General features: G+C 38.3%; 21 protein-coding genes. 5 read left to right on the top strand and 16 right to left on the bottom strand.

From position 1 onward, the window contains the following. Positions 1-4: 4 nt before the first annotated feature. From ABDZ91_RS05255 to ABDZ91_RS05245, 3 genes are all read right to left on the bottom strand, one after another. Positions 5-586: a biotin transporter BioY gene (locus ABDZ91_RS05255; protein WP_343796969.1), complete on the bottom strand. Its 582-nt coding sequence runs from the start codon at positions 584-586 to the stop codon at positions 5-7. A 111-nt stretch (positions 587-697) separates the two neighbouring features. Further along, positions 698-1,654: a DUF4097 domain-containing protein gene (locus ABDZ91_RS05250; RefSeq protein WP_343796968.1), complete on the bottom strand. Its 957-nt coding sequence runs from the start codon at positions 1,652-1,654 to the stop codon at positions 698-700. A 24-nt stretch (positions 1,655-1,678) separates the two neighbouring features. After that, positions 1,679-2,746, bottom strand: a complete 1,068-nt coding sequence (locus tag ABDZ91_RS05245; protein WP_343796967.1) for a CPBP family glutamic-type intramembrane protease — start codon at positions 2,744-2,746, stop codon at positions 1,679-1,681. Positions 2,747-2,925: 179 nt separating this feature from the next. Here ABDZ91_RS05245 and ABDZ91_RS05240 point away from each other — a divergent pair, with 179 nt between their 5' ends. Next, entirely contained in the window at positions 2,926-4,134 is a 1,209-nt protein-coding gene (locus ABDZ91_RS05240) for a sensor histidine kinase (protein ID WP_343796965.1), read from the top strand. Continuing rightward, positions 4,127-4,768: a response regulator gene (locus ABDZ91_RS05235; protein WP_343796963.1), complete on the top strand. Its 642-nt coding sequence runs from the start codon at positions 4,127-4,129 to the stop codon at positions 4,766-4,768. The genes ABDZ91_RS05240 and ABDZ91_RS05235 overlap by 8 nt, the downstream gene beginning before the upstream one ends. Positions 4,769-5,016: 248 nt before the next feature. Here the strand turns inward: ABDZ91_RS05235 and ABDZ91_RS05230 are convergent, their stop codons facing one another. The 12 genes from ABDZ91_RS05230 to ABDZ91_RS05175 all read right to left on the bottom strand — a co-directional run bounded on the left by ABDZ91_RS05230 (position 5,017) and on the right by ABDZ91_RS05175 (position 17,886). Further along, positions 5,017-6,354 carry a DEAD/DEAH box helicase gene (locus tag ABDZ91_RS05230; protein ID WP_343796961.1) on the bottom strand — a complete coding sequence of 446 codons (1,338 nt, stop codon included), beginning with the start codon at positions 6,352-6,354 and terminating at the stop codon, positions 5,017-5,019. 21 nt (positions 6,355-6,375) lie between these two features. Next, positions 6,376-7,503: a DEAD/DEAH box helicase gene (locus ABDZ91_RS05225; protein ID WP_343796959.1), complete on the bottom strand. Its 1,128-nt coding sequence runs from the start codon at positions 7,501-7,503 to the stop codon at positions 6,376-6,378. Positions 7,504-7,591: 88 nt separating this feature from the next. Next, positions 7,592-9,472: a ribosomal protection-like ABC-F family protein gene (abc-f, locus tag ABDZ91_RS05220; protein ID WP_425541791.1), complete on the bottom strand. Its 1,881-nt coding sequence runs from the start codon at positions 9,470-9,472 to the stop codon at positions 7,592-7,594. Positions 9,473-9,612: 140 nt separating this feature from the next. Beyond that, complete coding sequence (locus ABDZ91_RS05215) at positions 9,613-9,747, bottom strand: RAxF-45 family protein (RefSeq protein WP_343796956.1); 135 nt, start codon at positions 9,745-9,747, stop codon at positions 9,613-9,615. Positions 9,748-9,925: 178 nt separating this feature from the next. Next, entirely contained in the window at positions 9,926-12,205 is a 2,280-nt protein-coding gene (locus ABDZ91_RS05210; protein WP_343796954.1) for an ATP-dependent DNA helicase, read from the bottom strand. Positions 12,206-12,300: 95 nt separating this feature from the next. Next, complete coding sequence (locus ABDZ91_RS05205) at positions 12,301-13,152, bottom strand: pirin family protein (RefSeq protein ID WP_343796952.1); 852 nt, start codon at positions 13,150-13,152, stop codon at positions 12,301-12,303. A 529-nt stretch (positions 13,153-13,681) separates the two neighbouring features. Further along, the gene (locus ABDZ91_RS05200) at positions 13,682-13,837 is read right to left on the bottom strand and encodes a hypothetical protein (protein ID WP_343796950.1); all 156 of its coding nucleotides are present in this window, start codon (positions 13,835-13,837) and stop codon (positions 13,682-13,684) included. Positions 13,838-13,895: 58 nt separating this feature from the next. Then, a complete protein-coding gene (locus ABDZ91_RS05195) occupies positions 13,896-14,882 on the bottom strand; it encodes a Gfo/Idh/MocA family protein (protein WP_343796948.1) in 987 nt (328 codons plus the stop codon). 26 nt (positions 14,883-14,908) lie between these two features. Beyond that, the gene (locus ABDZ91_RS05190; protein ID WP_343796946.1) at positions 14,909-15,229 is read right to left on the bottom strand and encodes a YciI family protein; all 321 of its coding nucleotides are present in this window, start codon (positions 15,227-15,229) and stop codon (positions 14,909-14,911) included. Positions 15,230-15,254: 25 nt separating this feature from the next. Continuing rightward, the gene (gene kynA / locus ABDZ91_RS05185) at positions 15,255-16,112 is read right to left on the bottom strand and encodes a tryptophan 2,3-dioxygenase (protein ID WP_425541790.1); all 858 of its coding nucleotides are present in this window, start codon (positions 16,110-16,112) and stop codon (positions 15,255-15,257) included. 71 nt (positions 16,113-16,183) lie between these two features. Continuing rightward, complete coding sequence (locus tag ABDZ91_RS05180) at positions 16,184-17,167, bottom strand: sensor histidine kinase (RefSeq protein ID WP_343796944.1); 984 nt, start codon at positions 17,165-17,167, stop codon at positions 16,184-16,186. A gap of 17 nt (positions 17,168-17,184) precedes the next feature. Next, positions 17,185-17,886, bottom strand: a complete 702-nt coding sequence (locus ABDZ91_RS05175; RefSeq protein ID WP_343796942.1) for a LytR/AlgR family response regulator transcription factor — start codon at positions 17,884-17,886, stop codon at positions 17,185-17,187. Positions 17,887-18,044: 158 nt separating this feature from the next. Here ABDZ91_RS05175 and ABDZ91_RS05170 point away from each other — a divergent pair, with 158 nt between their 5' ends. Both ABDZ91_RS05170 and ABDZ91_RS05165 read left to right on the top strand, forming a co-directional pair. Then, positions 18,045-18,788, top strand: coding sequence for an ATP-binding cassette domain-containing protein (locus tag ABDZ91_RS05170; RefSeq protein WP_343796941.1), 744 nt, complete (start codon positions 18,045-18,047; stop codon positions 18,786-18,788). Further along, complete coding sequence (locus ABDZ91_RS05165; RefSeq protein WP_343796939.1) at positions 18,785-19,951, top strand: ABC transporter permease; 1,167 nt, start codon at positions 18,785-18,787, stop codon at positions 19,949-19,951. Before ABDZ91_RS05170 ends, ABDZ91_RS05165 begins: the two co-directional genes overlap by 4 nt. A gap of 57 nt (positions 19,952-20,008) precedes the next feature. Here the strand turns inward: ABDZ91_RS05165 and ABDZ91_RS05160 are convergent, their stop codons facing one another. Next, a complete protein-coding gene (locus ABDZ91_RS05160) occupies positions 20,009-20,635 on the bottom strand; it encodes a nitroreductase family protein (RefSeq protein ID WP_343796938.1) in 627 nt (208 codons plus the stop codon). A gap of 145 nt (positions 20,636-20,780) precedes the next feature. Between ABDZ91_RS05160 and ABDZ91_RS05155 the strand changes: the two genes are divergently transcribed. Then, a complete protein-coding gene (locus ABDZ91_RS05155; RefSeq protein ID WP_343796936.1) occupies positions 20,781-21,122 on the top strand; it encodes a winged helix-turn-helix transcriptional regulator in 342 nt (113 codons plus the stop codon). Positions 21,123-21,141 lie beyond the last annotated feature (19 nt).

Here is a 21,141-nt window from a genome sequence, read left to right as displayed (position 1 = left end):
AACCCTATGCAGCAATCGTTTTTTCACTATCCCTGCTCACGTCTGTTAATAAATCGGCTTTGAGCAATCTTTCTCTTACTTTAATACCGATGACACTTGCAAGATATGCCTTAATTAAACCGACCACGATAAATGGTGTTACTCCCGCTCCAATTGCAGTTGTCCATGATAGGTCTGCCACATACTTCAATTGAATCGTACCTAATGTTAACGTAATAATCATTCCAATTGTATTGGCAATCATCGCATTTAAAATGGTAAACTTAGTTTTTTCAAGAATAAGACCTGTAATGAATGCTGAAATAATAAATGAGAAAATATAGCCCCCTGTTGGACCTACTAAAATATGAAGACCTGCTTTCGCTTCTGCAAATACGGGAACTCCAACTGCACCTAAACATGCATACACAATCATTGCGATCGCCCCATAGCGACTACCAATAATCGTTGCAGTTAATCCCACTGCTAGTGTTTGACCACTAATAGGTACTAGCGGTAATGGAATTTCTACCTGAGCTAAAATCCCAGTAATAGCTGCAAACATTGCACAGTAAATGAGCATTCTTAGTTTGTTATTTCTTTGCATATGTATACCCTCCACCTTTGTTTGTTAACGAACTAATGTTAACCAGTTAACATTTATAGGTTAACACGAGATCATGAAGTTGGGTAGAGGGTAATTTTAAAATTACTAATTCTAATTCAATGTAAAATCTCCTGATGATGTCTTAACATCTATTTGATACTCTTCTTCCCCCAGTCCACCAACTATGTTGTGCTCAGATTTCTCTGTATATTGGAGGCCATCTAGGCTTACACTTCCATCCCCTGAGCTAGCTTTGAAATGTAACTTTAATGAATCTGGCTGAGTTCTAAAGAAGACATTCACGTCACCACTAGAAGTTTCTAGCTTTACATTCTCCTTCAATTCATTATCTCTAAGCTCGATATCACCAGAGCTAGTTTTTACTGATAGATCACCTTCAACATTTTCAAGTTCAATATCTCCTGAATTAGCTTCAATAGTAGCATTCTCATAAGATAGATCCCCATTCGAGAAGATATCTCCACTCGATGTAGTGACCTCTAATTTCTGAGTAGCAATACCACTTAAAGAGATGTCTCCACTTGATGCCTGAAGAGATAACGCTTCTACTTCACTCATTTCCTCTACATCGATATCACCAGACGAAGTTTGTATATTCAATTGCTTCACTTCTACCTCTTTATACTGAACATCACCAGATGAAGTCTCCATAACGATTTCTTCATACTGATTTTGTGGAACATATACTTCTAATTTCACCTTACTTATAGAAATAAACGACTGAAAAAATGATCGTTCCTTTCTTTCCACCTTAATACGAACAGAATCATTGTCCTCATCAACCTCAAGAACGAAAGAACTTTTCAGTTTATTACTTACTTCCCCAGATAGCTTAACTAGGATTTCATCTGAATTTGTAGGTTTAATCAATACATCAGTGGAGCTTGATTCCACCTCAATCTTTTTAATTTTTTCTGCATCTATTACTTGTTCCTTGTTTAATTCACTTGTTTCGAATGAGAATGCATTTCCGTTAAAATTAAATAGTAGCGCCGTTGCTATGACCAGGAAAACTACGATCATAAAACCATTGAACAATTTTTTCATCTATAAGTACCTCACTTTTTATTTTTATCCTGCCGTCTGAAAGGCATCATTTTTTTCTTTTGGCTTGTGTCCCCATAACTCTATTAAGTTCTGTGCTGGGGTAAAGACACCGTTTTTACCATAAAACCCATAAGTAAGCACAACTAAAATTAATCCTAAAGCTACTTCATAAAACAATTTATCAGAAAGAGATACCGTTTGATTTAATGTAAAAATAGCAACTCCCTCAGCCCCATGAATGGCCATGTCATTCACTAGATTATGAACTGCATGCACAACTGTAGCTACAACAACAGAACCACTTTTCAAGTAAATATAAGCAAATACTAAACCACCCACAAACCAGCTTCCCATTCTAAATGGATCTATCCCCCCGGTCGGAAAGTGCAGACAAGTAAATAGAATAGAAGATATTAGAATCATTTTCACCATCCCGAGTTTGCTTAAATTCGACATGAAATAGGCTCTTACTAATACTTCTTCTTTTAATGCTGCGAAAAAATAACCGATGCAAGCAATCAAGAATATGGAGAACTTAACCTGATTAAAAGAAAGCATTCCTGCTTCAATCCGATCCATTCCATCTAGAATCAGAATAAAACTGATTACACAAGTAAATGAAAGCAGGACAGCTACAACAGAAAAAATCATATCTTTCTTTTTAAAGTGCCAGCCTATTTTCCATGGATTTTTTTGATCCCACATTTTAAACATGACTAAGGGTAAGATGGTAGCTGGAATGGCTAGCACAAAAGCCATCATCATCATAAAAGGATAATTCGAAAACAAATCATCCATTCGGCCCAAAGCAGCAAGAACCCCAATGACCACTGCCATAATAACAAAGGTTAATAAAATCGATACGCCAATCCGTATGCCCGCACTGTATTTTTTCATTTGAAACACTCCTTCCATTACTATTTGTTTTGAATGAGAGCTAGTCAAAGCATGAATAACATCATCGTCTTTTTTGCCATTTTCATTGGCAACCTGGAAAAGATCTCTATACATTTGAATCAATTCATCTTGTTCTTCTTCAGGGATTCCTTTTAATCGCGTACTCATTTGTCTCAACATTTCTTCTTTTTCCATGATCGTTCATCCCTTTGTTTCTTAAGCTCTGGTTTAATCCTACAAATTGAAAGTCATATCCAACAGTGAATCCAGTCATAAAAACATTCAAACTTTTTATGACTAAGTAACTGTTACATTTATCCAACATCTAGTAAACTATGGAAAGAAAGCCTATTTTACAGGATTGAAGGTGTCATATGAGTAAAATTGATAAAGACTGGCATGGAATAGATTGGTTTATCTTTTTTCTTCGCCTATTTTGGTATGTAAATGGACTAATTTATTTTTACTTAGAGCCAGAGAAGTTATCAGGCCTTCCTTATACCTACTTTGTAGCTATCCTTACTTTGTGTTATGTGGGGCCACAAGTGTTTTGGAGGCCAAACTATGTCAATCGAACGTTTTATCCTGTTGCTGAACTCGTTCTTACGGGTGGATCCACAATTATCTTAAGTGTGTTTTTTCACATCCACTTAACAAACTCCACAATTCTTATGTCCGCATTGATGATTGGTTATTTAGTGACTAAGAAAACATCATTATGGACCATTCCAACCTTTGCCATCTTGATTCCCACCACTCGCTATTGGGCTATGGAAAAGGACTTGTTTGATTTTTTCATGCAATATATTGATGTTCTTATCTTTTGTTCGATTGGTTTAGGCTTTAACCTTCTTATGCAATCCAAGAAACGAACATCACGTCTACTAGACGAGAACCTTCAGCAATATAAGCTCATCCAGAAGCAAAACCAAGTATTAGAACAGTATGCGGAACAGATTGAACAGGTCACTTTATTGGAGGAAAGGAACCGAATGGCTCGAGATTTACACGATACGATTGGTCATCATTTTACTTCGGTGACGGTCGGATTAGATGCTGTTTCCTATTTAATTGACGCTAACCCGGAAAAAGCCAAAGAAAAAATAAACACTCTTGCGCGTGTGGCAAGAGAAGGATTAGATGAAATCAGAAATAGCATTCATCAGATTGCTCCTTCTGAGAATGATGAACCGCTGTCAAAGCATCTACATAAAATCACAAAAGTTTTTTCGGAAAACACAGGGACTTTGACTCAATTCGGATTGGAAGGGAAAGAAGATTTAGTGTCTCCTCAGATTCGTCTAACATTAGTGAGATGCCTTCAAGAAGCCATTACCAATGCTAAACGACATGGAAATGCATCAGAGGTCAACGTTTTATTGCAATACCGAGAAGATGTCATTTGCTTACGTATTGAAAATAATGGAGAAAAAATGGAAACCATCCACCCTGGATTTGGATTGATTGCTATGCAAGATAGAATTGAAGCACTGCGTGGTACATTGGAAATCAAAAACAACGAAGGCAAGGGAATGGTTTTAACGTGTATGATTCCGAAGGTTGGGAGTGTTAATCATGGGTAACCCTATTAAAGTCCTATTAGTGGACGATCAAGAGTTAATTAGAGAAAGTTTATCCATTGTTTTAGATATGGATGAGGATCTCGAGGTTGTGGGGATAGCTGCAAACGGCCAAGAGGCACTTTTCTTATGTGAAGATTTGCAACCTGATGTAGTACTAATGGATATTCATATGCCTGTCATGGATGGCATGGCAGCTACTAAGGAGGTAAAAGAAAAATGGCCGGGTATTAAGGTAATCATCCTTACAACCTTCCAGGAGATTAACCATGTTGTAGATGCCTTAACAATCGGTGCTGAGGGATATTTATTAAAAGCCATTCATCCGAAAGATCTTATCTCTGGGATCAAATTGATTCATCATGGTGGGACACTGCTTCCTCAAGATTTAGCTAAGCTATTGGTTCAAAAGCTTCAAAAAGACGAACCAGTTAAGAATGATAAATTTGGTTTAACCGACCGTGAATTAGAAGTACTGACTTCTCTTTCTCAAGGTCTAGGGAATAAACAAATTGCTGAACGATTATTCCTTTCAGAAGGTACTGTTAAAAACTATATTTCTAATATTTATCATAAATTAGAAGTTAAAGATCGCTTCCAGGCAGCTCAGAAAGCTCAGGAAGAAAAATTGATTTGATAGACTGGTTTACCGTGTGTTGTATAGAACCTCGATTCTTGATTGCTAGTTTTCAGCGGACTCTCGTTCCGTTATTTTAATGAAATTCCTTTTTTTTAGAATCTCGCGGACAATGGTTCCGTTATTCATCATTTTTAGGAGCATATTTCATCCATTTTGACCATATAACGGATTCTGTGTCCGCTTACTGCTAAAAAATGCCCTTATTTGTGGAAATAACGGAACCTCTGTCCATTTCAACACTGAATTTACTTTTTACCTTTTCTCGTTGATGGCTTTACCTTACTTCTCCCTCTTCTTCCACCGCTTCCTTCATTTCTCGATGGATTCTTCTTACCTTTTCCAGGTCCCTCATTACGAGATGTCCCTCGACCTTTTCCCTTACCTGCCCCTCTTCGGGACTGCTCTCCACTCCTATTTTTACCGGACCGCTTCCCACCATCAGATTGCTTATCTTTTCGTTCTTCCCTCTCAGGACTCAAGATTCTCTTTTTAATCTTCTGGCCAATCCCTTTTTCAATCATAGCTAGCATATCTTTATCCTTCGGAGCTACGAAGGTAATAGCTGCGCCTCTTTCCCCCGCTCGTCCTGTCCGACCAATTCGGTGAATATAGCTCTCCACATCTTGAGGGATGTCATAATTAAATACATGCGTGATGCCACTGACATCCAGCCCGCGAGCAGCTACATCAGTTGCCACTAGGTATTGAATTTCAGCATCACGAAACTGTTTCATAACCCGCTCTCTTTTTGCTTGAGAGAGGTCGCCATGTAATTCATCTGAGATGAAGCCATGACGCCTAAGAGCTTCATTTAACGTACTAGCTCTCCTTTTTGTCCGACAAAAAATAATGGCTAAGAATGGCGGTTGTTCATTTAATATTTGAAACAAATGTGATTGTTTAGCTCTATCCGTTGTCTGAACGGCCAATTGGTTAATACCTTTGACCGTTATCTCCGGTGCTTTTACCCTTATATCTACGGGATTGTCCAAATACTTGTTTGCCAATGTTCTAACCTGGTCTGGCACTGTCGCTGAGAACAATAAGGTTTGTCTTGTTGAAGGTGTGCTTTCAATAATTTGTTCGACCTCGGGAAGAAAACCAATATGTAACATTTGATCGGCTTCATCCAGTACCAACGTTTTCAGATCATCGAGTTGAACGGTTCCCCGACGTAAATGGTCAAGCAGTCTTCCGGGAGTCGCAACAATAATATGTACGGCCCCTTTTAATTTTCTAAACTGCTGCTCCACATCCTGCCCACCATAAACAGGTAATACATGGACTCCTTCTCGTTGATCAATGACACTACGAATATCATTAGTAATTTGGATTGCTAGCTCCCGAGTAGGTGCAACAATGAGTACTTGGGGGTCAGTTCTTGTAACATCAATCTTTTCTAAAATCGGTAAAACAAAGGCTAATGTTTTTCCCGTCCCAGTCTGCGCTCTTCCAATGATGTCTCTTCCCTTCAACACAACAGGAATGGACTTTTCTTGGATTGGTGTGGGTTGAGAGATTCTGTTCCTATTCAGCATCTGGATTCTATTTTCACTAATTTGAAGCTCTTTAAAGCTTTTCATTTCATGACCACCTCCAATTGTTTAGGCTTCAACAATTTTTCCTCCATAGAAAGTCTTTTTGTGAAGCTCCACTCCTGCGTCTCTCGCTAGTCTCTTAAGATCTCTCTCTTGATTTGAAGGAACAAATGATACAACCGTTCCTCCCGCAGATCCTAGTCTTCCGGTTCTACCAGAGCGATGAATATATTGGTGTACATCCTTACTCAAATCTAGATGAAGAACATGCGTCAATCCTTTTATGTCCAAACCTCTAGCTGCTACATCAGTCGCTAATAGTAAATTCGTTTTCCCACTTCGTATATTGCGTACTGCTGCTTCACGGTCCTGCTTATTTGTATCACTATGTAGAACGCCCAAATCTTGGCCTTCAAATTGAAGTTTAGACGCTACAACATTGACTTCTCCGATATCATTGGCAAAAGCCAGAACCTTTTCAGGGTTTGTTCTCATGAGCTTTCCAATCAAATCCACCTTTTCACGGGGATCACAAACAAAGTATATATGTTCGACATCTCCAGTCAGCTTCGGTGCTTCATTTACCTTTACAATTTCAGCTTTGTTCATGAGTCCTTTTGCTAGTTCTTCTGTCTTATCAGTTAACGTAGCAGAAAACAGAACTACTTGGCGATCTTTTAAGGCTGAGTCAACAATTCCGCGTACCGTTTGCATATGCTCAGGCACTAAAAGTTGGTCACCTTCATCGATTACCATCGTTTTCACTTCATGCATCTTTATTTTCTTTTGCTTAATGAGCTCTAACACTCGACCTGGTGTCCCTACGATAATTTGCGGGCGTTTTTTCAGCTTTTCAATTTGTCTCTTTATGTTCGCTCCCCCGATGAATGATGCCGCCTTGATGCCACTTCCAGTCGACCATTCCTGAATCTCCCCGAAGATTTGCATCACTAACTCATGAGATGAGGCTAAAACAACCGCCTGAATATGTGGTTTTTCTGCTTCTACACTTTGAAGAAGTGGGAGTAAATACGCAAGCGTCTTCCCCGTTCCTGTTGGAGATTGGGCAATTAAGTCCTTCCCTTCTAAAACAACAGGAATCGCTTGTTCTTGGATTGGCGTAGGTTCTGAAAAACCTTGCTTGTTCCAGGCCTCTTGAATAAATGGTTTCAATTGATCTATAAGTGAATTCATTGTGTTCTCCTTCATTTCATAATAAGAGGATGGGATTTCTCCCATCCTTATCAATTCTTTCTTATTATGGCATGTTTTACAATTAAAATCATAATTTGTTTAGTAATATCTCATATAATTCATCCCGCTCCGCCTCTAGTTGTTGTTGTTTTTCTTGAAGAGCTTGTAGTTCTATTAGATCTTGTATATTCATCATCTCGTTTACGACAGTTTCTATTTGAGATTCAATAGACTCTATTTTGTCTTCTAAATGCTCGGTATTTGGTTCACTGTTCTTTTCAATTTGAGCCTCTATCTTCTTCTCTTTTGTTTTATTAGAATGTACCACTTCTTCTTTAACCACTACTTCCCTTAGCTTTTTTTTTGCCCAAGAGTAAGCTCCTTCAAAAGAATATAGGGTGCTATTCGTTAACCAATAGGTTTTGGAAAATAGTTTATCTAAGAAATAGCGGTCGTGGGAAACAGCTAACACCGTTCCATTAAAACCTTCTATGGCGTCCTCTAATACTTCCCTGGAGTCTATGTCTAAATGGTTTGTTGGCTCATCCAAAATTAACATATTAATTTCTTGATACATTAGTTGAGCAAGACGCAATCTCATCTTCTCCCCACCGCTTAATCCTTTTACTTTTTGAAAAACAGTGGGTCCGTAAAATAAGAACTTGGCAAGTATATGTCTTGCTTCTCCTTCTGTAACCAGAACCTCATCCCGGAAAGCCTCTAGGATTGTCTGATCCGGATCCTTCGTCTTAATATGTTGAGATAAGTAACCCATTTTCACATTACTGCCTATTTTTATCTCCCCATCATCAGCTTGTTCCTCATGTAAAATAAGTTTCAAAATGGTTGATTTACCAGTCCCATTCTCCCCAACAATCACAGCCCTGTCTTTGAAATGTATATTCAGGTTTACTCCTTCAAAAAGCGTTTTCTGATCATACGATTTTGATACATCTTTTACGGTAATGACATCATTACCACTTCTAGATTTATGCTCAAAATGAAGATCCATTTTCTTTGCTTCCAAAACTGGTTTTTTCAGCTTTTCTATTCTTTCTAAAGCTTTTTCCATACTACTGGCTCTTTTATGAAGACCCGCATTCGGTGGGTTGGCTTGATTCGCCCACTCCCTCAGCCTTTTTATGGTTTCCTTCATCTTTTTAATCTTCTTTTGTTGTTCCTGATAGGCTTGGAATTCTAATAACAATTTCTCTTCTTTTTCCTTAATAAATCCGGAATAGTTTTGGTGATAAACTTCAAGCTCACCATCTTCAAGGTCCAAAATTTTAGTCACCACTTGATCCAAAAAGTAACGATCATGCGAGATGATAACCACTGTACCTTTGTACTCTCTAAGGTAATTTTCAAGCCATTCAACAGCAGAAATATCAAGGTGATTCGTCGGTTCATCCAACAATAATACATTTGGTGATTGGAGTAAAATCAAGCCTAATCCTACCTTGGTTTTTTCTCCACCACTTAAGCTTTTAAAATCACTATTTAGTAAATGTTCAACCTTCAAGCCATTCGCTACCTTTTGAATATTGGCTTCCATCTCATAACCACCAAGCCCTGAGAATTGATCTTGGATTCTTCCATACTCTTGTATGGTGTTATCCAGCTTTTGTTCATCTGTTTCCGTTGACATCCATCCCTCCAATTCTTTCAATTTCGTTTCCATTTCCTTTAATTGTGCAAAAGCTGTGGATAAAACCTCGTAAACGCTATATTCACTAGGAAAGGCAGGAATTTGGGCAAGGTATCCTACCTTACATCCTTTTTTAATGTGAATCTGTCCCTCATCTACTGTTTCCAATCCCGCTAGAAGCTTGAAAATAGTGGTCTTCCCACTTCCATTTCTCCCTACTAACCCTACCCGGTCATTTTCATGTATTTCAAAAGATAGCTGTTCAAATATCTTAGTTCCACCAAACATTTTGCTTACTTCGTGTGCCGCACATATAATCATTTTCATATCTCCTTTATTTACAAATAAAAAAAGCCATAAGTAAGAACACACTTACCCATAGCTTAAAAAAAATAGAAAAAGAGAGCCTAAACAAGCCCTCTCCTAACCTAGTTGCTATATTAGATGGATAAAGAGAATTCTTATCGTTTCGTTATCATTATGCAGTTGCTAAAAAAGGGCATACGTGTCCCGTTGGCAGCTGCATCATGAAAAATCGCACGACAAATATACATAAAGTCAAGTATTTGCCCGCGAATAACAACAAAACGATTCATCTCTTCTCCACCTCACTTTCCGAACGTTAATATATGTACAGTATAATTTTTTCCAATTGGAAATTCAAGCCTATTTCCAAAAGAAAAGCCATTCCTCAATGGAACGGCTTTTCTTTTGGATATATTTCGGCAAAATATGATATTTAATAAAAAGTGCCCCAGAACGGGACACTTCTTCTTAGTTCATAATCTTATAGTGTTGCCATTCATAAGGAAGCAAACGTTGATAGGTCGGCGTGAGAAAACGATCTTCTATAAGTACCAGAATCCCCTTATCTGTTTCGGTGCGGATGAGTCTTCCACCTGCTTGCAACACCTTGTTCATGCCTGGGTATACATAAGCATAATCATAACCGTTCCTGCCCGTTTTATTAAAATAGTCCTTGATCAAATCACGTTCTACTCCAATTTGCGGAATACCTACTCCTACTACAATAACTCCGGAGAGCCTTTCTCCTTTTAAATCAACACCTTCGGAAAAAATACCACCAAGGACTGCAAAACCAACTAATGATTGTTCTGGTTCTGATTTAAAAGCCTCTAGAAATTGCTCTCGCGCTCTTTCAGTCATAAAGGGATCCTGAATAATAGTTCCTTCTTCCCCTGACTCTTGAATATAGTCTTGATAAACCTCTTCCATATATCGATAAGAAGGGAAAAAGACTAGACAGTTCCCTTTTTTCTTATTCACGACTTGTTGGATGGTTTGAACAATTTTTTGTTTCGACCTCTCCCGATCACGATACCTTGTGGAAAGTGGTTGAATATATAGGTCCAGATTTTCTCTAGGAAACGGTGAGGGAATAGATACCGAGTAGTCCTCTTTTGACCCTCCTAATATTTCTTTGTAGTATCCTAGAGGTGAAAAGGTTGCTGAAAAGTGAACGACTGACTTATATGATTTTTCCACTTGTGCTAATAGATAAGACGGATCGAGACAGAACAACTTGATTCTCACTTCACTTTTTTCAACCTCTATAAAAGTGACATAGCGCTCATCATACATTTTCGCCACTCTTATAAAAGCTTGAACTAAAAAATAGGTCTCTAGTAAAAGCTCATTGGTCTCCGCTAACAACTCTCTCTCCGCCTCGGATACAAACGTATCCACTAAAACAATCAGTTCCTCAGGCATTTCTTGTTCTACCCGAAAGGTCTCTTCCCCACATTGCTTTTTCAGCTGTAAAAGATGATCATTGATGGCTTTCGCACTCTCAAATAAGTAGGAGTTTTTCCCTTTGTACTCTCTCTTCAATTGCAAGAACGAAGACTTTAAAAGCTGTGCTGAAAACATCTCTCTTGCTCGGTCTACTAGATTGTGAGCCTCATCAACAAGAACTGCTGTTTTTCTTTTATATTCCTCAAAAAATCTCTTGATGGATACCTTTGGGTCGTATAAATAGTTATAATCACAAATAATCGCATCCGCCACGTATGCCAAATCTAATGAAAACTCGAATGGACACACCTTATGCTTTCTTGCATAAGTATCGATCACTTCACGATTCATGATGAATTCATTTTTCAGAATATCTAGGCACGCATCATTGATTCGATCGTAATATCCATCTGCAAATTCACAGTACTCCTTGTTACATATCGTGTTTTCTTTGAAACACACTTTATCTTTTGCGGTGATCGTAACAGCTTTACACTGTAATCCCTTTTGCTGCATATGATTGAGCGCTTCTTCCGCTGCCGTTCTTGTGATTGTTTTGGCCGTTACATAGAAAAACTGCTCAATGACGCCCTCACCTATGGCTTTAACAGCCGGAAAGGTTGTAGATATCGTTTTACCCGTTCCAGTTGGGGCCATGGCGAATAAGTTCTTTTCGTCCAGGATACTTTTATATACGGCACCTGCAAAGTCCCTTTGTCCACTACGGAAATGTTCATAAGGGAATGAGAGTTCCTTACAGCTTTTATTTCTAGCTTGTTTATGCTCATTCATTAGTCGTGCATAAGGGGCATATTGGCGAATCGTTTCTTCCACAAAAGCTTCTAGTTCTTTGAAGGTCAGTGTCTTTATAAAATGTTTCATTTCGTTTGTTTCGGATTGTATGTATGTCAGTTTGACTTTTATTTCATCTAATTTCTTTTCTTTGCAAAACATATACCCGTAAAACTTAGCCTGCGCCCAGTAGACCTGGTAGGATTCTTCCGTGACTTCCGTTAGGGGTCTAGAGGTTGACTTGATTTCATCAATGGTTAGTCCAGACTCACCATGAAGAATCCCGTCACATCTTCCGTCTACCTCGAAGGTGAGCTCTTCATGTTGAAAAGTCCCCTTAACCGGCACCTCTTTTTCATCCGTTTCGTTGTACGAGCCTTGAACCAACTGATGTAGCTTCGTTCCAAGCTGTAAAGTGGTCACCGAGCGAAACCTTGTGTCAATGCTTCCGCTACTATACACATATTCAACTAAACTTCTAACTGAGATTTTGACAACGTTTGTCACGGGATCACCTAACGTTCGTTTTGATAACTCTATTTTAGCAGTTTTAAGGGAGAAAAGTTAAAAAACCCACAACTCCCTGAAGTTGTGGGTACGATTTATTTTATTGCTGGTGGACCAAATTTTCCTGCATGGAAATCTCGGTAAGCTTGTTGAATCTCATCCATAGTATTCATTACGAAAGGTCCGTATGCTACGTACTCTTCTCGGATTGGAACACCAGAATATATTAACACCTTAGATCTTTGGTTAGCATAGATGACTAGTTCGCTATCACCTGTTCCCCCCTCATTAAAGGTTAGGGTCGCCACCCCTGTCTTTTTTAACCGGGTTTTACTTTCACCAAATTCAAGCTCCCCTGCTAAAACATAAAGAAAGGCATTTTGATTTTCAGGAATCCGATATGTGTAGGTTGCTCCCTCTTGTAGCTTAATTTCAGATAGTGTGAAAGGAACTAAGCTTTCTAGCGGACCTTTTACTCCTTCCACATTTCCAGAATAGACTTTAACTTCTCCTCCATCGAAGGTCACTCGCGGGGCATCATCAGCGTATACATTTTGATAGCTAGTTTTTGTATTTTTTAATGATTTGGGAAGGTTCAACCATAGTTGAAGGGTGTGAATGAGGTCATCATCAACGGCTTCTTCTGCGTGTCTCGCACCAGACCCTGCATTCATATATTGAACATCGCCAGCATCGAGAATGGAGTGGCCACCCGCATTATCAATGTGCTCCAACCTGCCGTCAATCACATAGGTGACCGTTTGGAACCCTCGGTGAGGATGGTCTGAAAACGTGCCACGTTTAAACCAGTCTTCTGCCATGATGATAAAGGGGTCAAATTCTTCCTTTCTGTCTGGTGGCAAAATGAAGCCTTGCTGTACATGGGGATACCCATTTTGTTTATATTGAACATTCCAGTGGTTCTTAATGTCTCTTTGAAAAGTCATTTTGTATAGCCTCCTAACTGTATAGGTATTTTGGCATTTTTGTAGGGGAAAGTCCAAGGGAATGACTTGGGTTTTAGGGTGGGGCGGAGTTGGATTTTCACACTCAAACGTAGTTGGGTTTCGCACCCAAGCGGAGTTGGGGTTTCGCAACCAAGCGGAGTTGGATTTTCGCACTCAAATGGATTTTTTCGCACTCATTCTATTCATTTCTGCACTCAATGGCCGCTTTTTCGCACTCAAAACTGTTTTTGCACTCAAATCCTATTTTTCGCACTCAAATCGAAATAATTGCACTCATTTACGTATTTTCGCACTCAAAACAAAATTTCCGCACTCACCACTCCCCCCGTTCACAAACCAAACAAGGTTGAGCCATCTTCCCCCTGCTAAAATGTATAAAATCCCAGCTATTATTTCTACCATCGCCCTTTTTCCACTATACCACCAATAAAAAAACCAAAATTAACAAAATCTCGGTTAAAAAAACACAAAAATAGGGAAATCCAATCCAGGATTCCCCTCTGTACCATTACTTCTTATTCATCTGACGTCCACTCTTCTTCTGGCTTTGACTCTTACTGTTACCGATCTGTGCTTCTGTACCAAATTCGACGTCGTTTTTACCTTCTTGTCCTTTTAACTGCTGACGTTTTTGTTCAGCATTTTGTTTCCCTTGTTTAGACATGCATGTACCTCCACAAATGTAGTAGATTCATTTGTATTGTCTCAACAAGACTCCATTTTTATTCTCTTTCGTTAGTAAAGACAATCCCACTAAATTTACGTGCTGCTTCTGTAATTTTTAAGGTTGAATAACTGATCCGCTTTAATTCTTCATAGCCCTTATAATCCTTGCTTTCGATTATGTTTTTAAATGCCTCAATTTCATACACCATGTTATTCTCGTGTTCCGGAACCGAAATGGTTTCACTTGATTTTGCCACCCTATCTAACACATCCAATTTCCTTATGGAGGAAATATGGTCTACAATGACGGTCCCTTTTTCCCCATGAATTTCATTTGGCAAAAAGGAATCCGTTATTTTTGAACAAAGGATTGTGCAAACAAAATCATCATATTGGAGGACAAGCGTTCCACTACCGTCAACTCCTGTTGGCAACATCACCGGATAGTAAGCAACATCCTTAGGATCACCAAATAGGGATACTGCTACGAATACTGGATAGACGCCTAAATCGACTAACGCCCCTCCAGAAAAGTTCGCAGAAAAAATATTCGGTTCCTCACCCTTGAGCACCAGATCGTAGCGTGATGAGTATTTCATATATTGAAGCACCGCACTCCTTACCTTCCCAATCTTAGCCACTTGATCCTTCAATAGTTTAAAATTGGGGGAATGTATATTTCGTGCTGCTTCGAATAAAAAGACACCGTTCTCTTCCGCTACATTAAATGCCTGTTCAAACTCTTTCACATTTGAAAAAATAGGCTTCTCACAAATTACATGAATTTTCTTCTGTAGGAAAAACACTACTTGCTCAAAGTGTAGGGAGTTGGGGGAAGCGATGTAAATAACATCAACCTGCCCTTCCACCGCCATTTTCTCTAAGTCTGTATAAATATTTGGTGCACCGAACCGTTTCGCAAAATCTTGTGCTCTCTCATATGTACGAGAGTAAACGCTCGATAAGTTGAAATCGGCGACTTCCCTAGATGCCTCAATAAACCGAGTCGTAATCTCACTGGTCCCTATTACTCCGTATTTCATGTTGGTGCTCCTTTCTTAAAGATTCATTAACCCTCAAACTGGTTATTAAAGAGAGCGACCTTATACGGAAAGACTTCCGCTATCATGACGCCTTGATCAACAGCAGGGTCATTCTCCATTATTTGTTTCGCTTCTGTTTCTGATTCAGCTAAAAAAATAACAATCCCAAAGGTGTGAGCTGATTCGTTCATGGTTCTGCCCGCAAGAATTAGTTTTCCTTCTTTCTGAAGTCCCTGCAGATATCGAAAGTGCTCCCCTACAATATTATTTTCACGCTCTGTCCAGTTCCCATCGTCGTGTAAGTTGGGAACTAATGTTAGTTTATATAAAAACTGTTGCAATGCCATTGGATCTTTCCTCCTCCACAAATCTCTATAATTTTGTTCGAATCTGCCACAGCTCCGGGAAGAATCGGTGCTCAATCACTTGTTTTAGATACCCGACTCCCGCAGAACCACCCGTTCCACGTTTATATCCGATAATTCTTTCAACTGTTAACATATGATTGTAACGCCATTGTTGTTGTCGACCTTCAATATCTACTAGTTTTTCAGCCAGCTCATAAAAGTCCCAATACTGGTTTACATCACGGTAAACGGTTAACCAAGCATTTTCTACACTAGAATTGGGTTCATAATCCTTTGACCAGTCTCTATCTAGCATTTCAGAATCGATGTTTAATCCTCGTTTCGATAATGCCATGATAGATGCGTCGTAAATACTCGGTTCATACAATTCCTTTTGTAAGATTTCAAAAAGGTGAGGTTGATGCTTGTAAACAGAAAGAACATTTTCTTTTTTATGACCTAAAGCAAATTCTATTAACCTATTTTGATAGGACTGGAAACCAGAGGATTTTCCTAGCTTTTCTCTAAACTCCATATACTCACTAGGTGTTAAGGTTGAAAGAACATCCCATGATTGAATGAGTTGTTGCTGAATTTTTGAAACTCGCGACAACATTTTAAAGGCAGGTTCTAAGTCATCATTCAAGATAGATTGTTTAGCTGCATTCAATTCATGTAAGATTAACTTCATCCACAGTTCACTGGCTTGGTGAATAATGATAAACAACATTTCATCATGATGGTCAGATAACCGATTCTGACTATTTAAGATTTGATCCAGCTGGAGGTAATCTCCGTATGTCATATCATCTTTAAAGTCGAGATGTAGTCCTTCGTCTTTATTTGAAGCGCTTTCAATTTTCCCCTTGTTGTTGTCTTTCATTTTGGTTCCTCCCCATTTGTTCGTGACATACCATCCAATTTGATTGCCCATTTTCTCATAAAATGGGCAAGTTATTTTTCTTCTACAATAAGCGGAAACTTTATTTTAATTAGTAGTTCGTTTGAAGCATATTTAAAAGAAAGGTTCCCATGGTACTGCTTGACTAGATTAGCGATAATATACGTACCTAAACCTTCATGTCCCTTATGTTTGGAAGTAAGGTCAAATCTTTCAAATAAATGATCCAGGATTTCTTTATCAAGAGGTAATGTACTGTTTTTTATTTCTAAAACGATAATACCTCCGTATAAGCTTGACCTACATTCTATTGTAGCAGTTGATTCTTTTCCCTGGTATTCTCTCGCAGCTTCAAAACTATTCTCAAGTAAGTTTGAAAGTAGCTTTGTCTGATCTGTCAATGTGAGTGGTAGTGATGACACTGGTACCTGAAAATCATAAGTTAACGACACTTGGTGCTCCTCGCATAAACGTTGATACTGGTGTAAAATGGCCGCTATATGCCCTTCTTCCCCTTTAATGGCCATATTCATCGTTTCGTATTCCCCAAGGAGAGATGCGAAGTAAGCTCTTGCGTCCTTAAGTTTATCTTCTTCTAACAAGTGCTGCACAACACTAATATGTTTCAAGAAGTCATGACGCTGACTTCGAATAGTCCGAAAGATACTATTTTGTACCTCACGCTCTTCTTCAAGCCTTTTTATGGCTTCATCTTTTTGTATTCCCCAGTTTCTTATATCTTCTCTTATGAAGTCCGTTAAGAAAAGTGCCATCCAACCCAAAATGCCTACCATGGTTGATGCAGTGACCAAGACTCCAATCAGCAACAGGACTTGAAGGATTTGAAAACTAGTTTTATGAAACCACCCTTCACCATTGCTCGGTTTTTGTTTCCTAAAAACCTTTAATAGAACGAGCCCTACCATACCTACACTTACAACGCCAATATGTAACAGATTAGTATCTTTAATAAGAAAACTTATTGCTACCATTACATGAATCACTAAAGAAATGACATCCTGTATATGTAAACGCACATGTAAACTCCCTTTATTTAAAAATAATCCTTCTGTAACTTTTCTAGATTTGACTTCGTAATCATAGCGGTTTTGTTTGTTTGTTGAAAACTTACGATATATGAATTTTTGGTGTAGAGAGAAAAATTCTTTACGTAATGGATATTAATGATAAACCCTCGGTGAGAACGTACAAAATTCCGCTTCGACAGTTCTTCCTCTAACTCTGTTAAAGGAGTGTACATGGTGTATTCATCCTGAGCCGTAATAATCGTTGTAGAACGACCCGTTCTTTCAATCATGATAATCTCTTTTTTATCTATAAAATGAATATCAGTCTTTGTTTTGATGACTAGCTTTTTTGTGTCCTGTTCCACTTTCTCCAATTGATTCCTACGATTGATTCCCTTTATTAGTCGATCTTTTGAATAGGGCTTCATGATGTAATCTAGAACATTTAATTCAAATGCATGTACAGCATACCCACTAAAGCCGGTGACAAAGATTACCTCTATATCAAGCGCATAACTTTTGATTAAATCCGCTAACTCATAACCAGAAAGCTTCGGCATCTCGATGTCGGTTATGAGTAAATCAATGTCTCCCTTTTTAATATTTTGGTAGGCTTCTTCTGGATCATTTGTAGAAAAAACAATCATTAGGTCATCTTCATTTTGTAGATTGACGTTTAATTTTTCTAAGTCATATTTTGAATCATCCACTAAACCTACCCTTAGCATCTCTCTTCACTCCGACCGCTGTTTGTTATATTTTAACATGTTTCACACATGGAAATAGCATTTTCGCGACACGAAAAGAACATTTAACGACATAATGGCAGTCAAGAAACCATCTAAACAGTACAATGAAACTACCAAATAACAAAAGGGGTCAGGTTATGATTCAAGTAAATAGTGTTTCTAGAATATTTAAAGATAAAAAGAAAATCATCCAAGCTTCTAATCAAATTTCCTTTACCGTTGAAAAAGGTCAGGTAATTGGGCTTTTAGGGGAAAATGGTGCAGGTAAAACCACTCTATTGCGAATGATTTCGACCATTTTAGAGCCGACATCTGGCACCATCACATTTGATGGAATTGATATTCATAAAAACCCTATGGAAGTAAAGGCGTGCATTGGCGTCTTGTTTGGAAGTGAAACAGGACTCTATGATCGCCTAACAGCAAGAGAAAACCTACTCTACTTTGCAAAGCTTTACCGCTTAAGTAACCATGAAGCTAAAAATCGCATTGAGGAACTAGCTACTAGATTTGGAATGAAGGACTTTTTAGATCGTAAAGTAGAAGGTTTCTCAAAAGGAATGCGTCAAAAGGTTATGATTGCAAGAACACTGATTCACAATCCCGATATCATTTTACTTGATGAACCAACAACTGGATTAGACATTACAGCAGCAAACATGTTTAGAGAGTTAATTAGACAACTCAAAAAAGAAGGCAAAACGATTATTTTCTCTAGTCACATTATGGAAGAAGTAAAAGCACTTTGTGAATCCATCGTGATGATTCATAAAGGAGAAGTCGTTTATAACGGACCAATCGAACAATTATATAAAGAAGAAGAAAGTGAAGACTTAAATTATATTTTTATGTCTCGCTTAGTAAGGGGGACTAACGCATGAGTTGGTATGTATACAAAAAAGAAATGCTTGATGCACTTCGTGACAGAAAAACGATTTTATTAACCATTTTAATTCCAATCCTTTTCAACCTCGCACTTGTATTCTTTATGGATCGTGTGTTTTTAGCAGAAAATGAGGAAACCTACCAAGTTGCTGTTTCAGAGAGTATGGATGGACAGATTGTTGACTGGCTAGGAGAGTTAGAATCTGTAGAAGTTGTGAAAGATGGCTCTCCATTATCACTTATGGAAGACGCTAAAGCACAGCTAGCGATAGAGACTGATTCATCTTTTACAGAAAAACTAGCAAACCATGAAAATCCAAGTATAACGATATACGGTGACCCCGCTAGTAAAAAAGCGAGTGAAGCAATGGATCTGGTTATGGGGCATTTCGAACTTAAGAGACAGGAAACAATCACAGGCTCACTAGTTAATAGTGAGGTAGACCCTTCATTATTAGAGCCATTCACGGTCGTGCAAGAAACCATTAGTGGAGAAGATGGCATGTCATTGTACATGATTGCGATTTTCTCGCAGCTTATTCTTGTTCTAGGTGTCATTATGGGAGAGCTTTCGATAGCGAATGATTTATTTGCTGGTGAAAAAGAAAGAAAAACAATGGAAGCATTGATTATGACGCCAGTAAACCGATTTCATATCATTATTGGAAAATGGCTAGCTATCTCTTCCCTTGGGATTATCAGTGGGATATTCTCACTTCTCACCTTCGTTCTGGGAGTGAATTACTTTACTGAAAAAATGGCTGAAGCTCTTAACATTAACGAGAACCTTTTCTTCTTTGTCACAAGTCTTGGAACAGGGTTAATCTTCTTTGCCTTATTGGTAGGAAGCCTCCTCATGATTTTCAGTTTAATGGCTAACACCATGAAGGAAGGACAAAACTATATGGCTCCATTAACATCCGTTGCAATGGTTCCTTATTTCCTTTTAATAGGGCTATCACCGAACGAGTTAACAGCGCAGTATTTTCTGATTCCATTTATGAATATTTTTGCCTTAATTAAGCAGCTCATCTACGGTATTTATGACGTTCAAAGTGTCCTTTATGTACTTGGGAGTTCGGCACTGTTCGTTGGAATCTCCTTCGCCATTGCATACACCATGTTTCAGAAAAGTAAGTGGGTTTTGGGTAAATCATAGAAACATTCTAAAAATCGTGTTGGAAAAATACCCTTCCAACACGATTTCTCTGTTAGTTCAATAAAACCTATCAAAGCATATCAGTTCCTCGACAGGCAATCGAACGGTGTTATAGGCAGGTGTATCTCCATAACCCAAGGAAATTAACATAGTTGGGTAATAGCGATTTGGGATTTGTAAGACCTCTTTTAACTCAGGTTCTTTAAAACTTAACATCGGACAAGAATCTACTCCAAAGGATTTAGCTGCTAACATTAGTTGCATGGCCGCTAAGGAAGCATTTCTTATGGCATCATAGATTCCAAAGCTTTTCTTTAATTGATAGTGCAGCGGTATATTTTCCATAAATCGATTCTTAACCTCTTCCGTCATATAACCCGCTTTTACTTGTTCTGAATATACCTTCTCCAAGTTTTTGTAAGCCTCGGTATCACCCAAAACGACGATAAGATGCGAGCATGTGGCTACCTGCTCTTGATTGTAAGCAATGGGATAAACCATCTTTTTGGTTTCTTCCTTTTCAATAATAATGAATTTCCAATGGTGAAGATTCCAAGAAGATGGAGCCGTTTTAGTTAGTTCGAATATTTCATGGATCACTTCATTTGGGATTTTTTTGTTTTTGTACTTTCGAATACTTTTTCTATTCTTCATAACGTCTCGTAAACTAATTTTCTTTTCCATGTATAGGTCTCCCATGTATTTTTAGCATATATTTATGATAATTGGGGATAGCTTGGTCATTCAATTAGTCACTTTTTTGTAACTATCTGAATTCTCTTTACAATGAGGTATAATGAACATAGGTTCTTCTTAAAGGAGGAGGGTTATGGATAAGTCATACCACTGCCCCGTAGAAGTAACAGTTGAAATCTTAGGTGGAAAATGGAAGTCTAGGATTCTATGGGAGCTTCATCATACACCTTTACGGTTCGGTGAATTAAATCGCAAAGTGCCTGCTATTACGAAGAAAATGTTGGCACAATGCCTACAAGAACTTGAACGAGATGAGCTAATTATTCGTAGCGAATATCATGAAAAGGTTTTACGAGTTGAATATGAACTTTCAGACTATGGGAGATCAACGATTCCCCTTATTTCTCATATGAGTAGTTGGGGAAGTCAACATCTTAAGAGGGAAAACATAGGGGCTAAGAGAAAATCTATATAGATACCTTAAATAAAGAAAG

The sequence above is a fragment of the Bacillus carboniphilus genome (assembly GCF_039522365.1).
Classification (GTDB): domain Bacteria; phylum Bacillota; class Bacilli; order Bacillales; family JC228; genus Bacillus_BF; species Bacillus_BF carboniphilus.
This window is presented reverse-complemented; position numbering and strand designations above follow the sequence as displayed.

Excerpts from the sequence above, each read along its gene's own strand:
- ABDZ91_RS05255 (WP_343796969.1), bottom strand. The coding sequence starts at position 586 with ATGCAAAGAAATAACAAACTAAGAATGCTCATTTACTGTGCAATGTTT.
- ABDZ91_RS05250 (WP_343796968.1), bottom strand. The coding sequence starts at position 1,654 with ATGAAAAAATTGTTCAATGGTTTTATGATCGTAGTTTTCCTGGTCATA.
- ABDZ91_RS05245 (WP_343796967.1), bottom strand. The coding sequence starts at position 2,746 with ATGGAAAAAGAAGAAATGTTGAGACAAATGAGTACGCGATTAAAAGGA.
- ABDZ91_RS05240 (WP_343796965.1), top strand. The coding sequence starts at position 2,926 with ATGAGTAAAATTGATAAAGACTGGCATGGAATAGATTGGTTTATCTTT.
- ABDZ91_RS05235 (WP_343796963.1), top strand. The coding sequence starts at position 4,127 with ATGGGTAACCCTATTAAAGTCCTATTAGTGGACGATCAAGAGTTAATT.
- ABDZ91_RS05230 (WP_343796961.1), bottom strand. The coding sequence starts at position 6,354 with ATGAAAAGCTTTAAAGAGCTTCAAATTAGTGAAAATAGAATCCAGATG.
- ABDZ91_RS05225 (WP_343796959.1), bottom strand. The coding sequence starts at position 7,503 with ATGAATTCACTTATAGATCAATTGAAACCATTTATTCAAGAGGCCTGG.
- abc-f (WP_425541791.1), bottom strand. The coding sequence starts at position 9,472 with ATGATTATATGTGCGGCACACGAAGTAAGCAAAATGTTTGGTGGAACT.
- ABDZ91_RS05215 (WP_343796956.1), bottom strand. The coding sequence starts at position 9,747 with ATGAATCGTTTTGTTGTTATTCGCGGGCAAATACTTGACTTTATGTAT.
- ABDZ91_RS05205 (WP_343796952.1), bottom strand. The coding sequence starts at position 13,152 with ATGACTTTTCAAAGAGACATTAAGAACCACTGGAATGTTCAATATAAA.
- ABDZ91_RS05200 (WP_343796950.1), bottom strand. The coding sequence starts at position 13,837 with ATGTCTAAACAAGGGAAACAAAATGCTGAACAAAAACGTCAGCAGTTA.
- ABDZ91_RS05195 (WP_343796948.1), bottom strand. The coding sequence starts at position 14,882 with ATGAAATACGGAGTAATAGGGACCAGTGAGATTACGACTCGGTTTATT.
- ABDZ91_RS05190 (WP_343796946.1), bottom strand. The coding sequence starts at position 15,229 with ATGGCATTGCAACAGTTTTTATATAAACTAACATTAGTTCCCAACTTA.
- kynA (WP_425541790.1), bottom strand. The coding sequence starts at position 16,112 with ATGAAAGACAACAACAAGGGGAAAATTGAAAGCGCTTCAAATAAAGAC.
- ABDZ91_RS05175 (WP_343796942.1), bottom strand. The coding sequence starts at position 17,886 with ATGCTAAGGGTAGGTTTAGTGGATGATTCAAAATATGACTTAGAAAAA.
- ABDZ91_RS05170 (WP_343796941.1), top strand. The coding sequence starts at position 18,045 with ATGATTCAAGTAAATAGTGTTTCTAGAATATTTAAAGATAAAAAGAAA.
- ABDZ91_RS05165 (WP_343796939.1), top strand. The coding sequence starts at position 18,785 with ATGAGTTGGTATGTATACAAAAAAGAAATGCTTGATGCACTTCGTGAC.
- ABDZ91_RS05160 (WP_343796938.1), bottom strand. The coding sequence starts at position 20,635 with ATGGAAAAGAAAATTAGTTTACGAGACGTTATGAAGAATAGAAAAAGT.
- ABDZ91_RS05155 (WP_343796936.1), top strand. The coding sequence starts at position 20,781 with ATGGATAAGTCATACCACTGCCCCGTAGAAGTAACAGTTGAAATCTTA.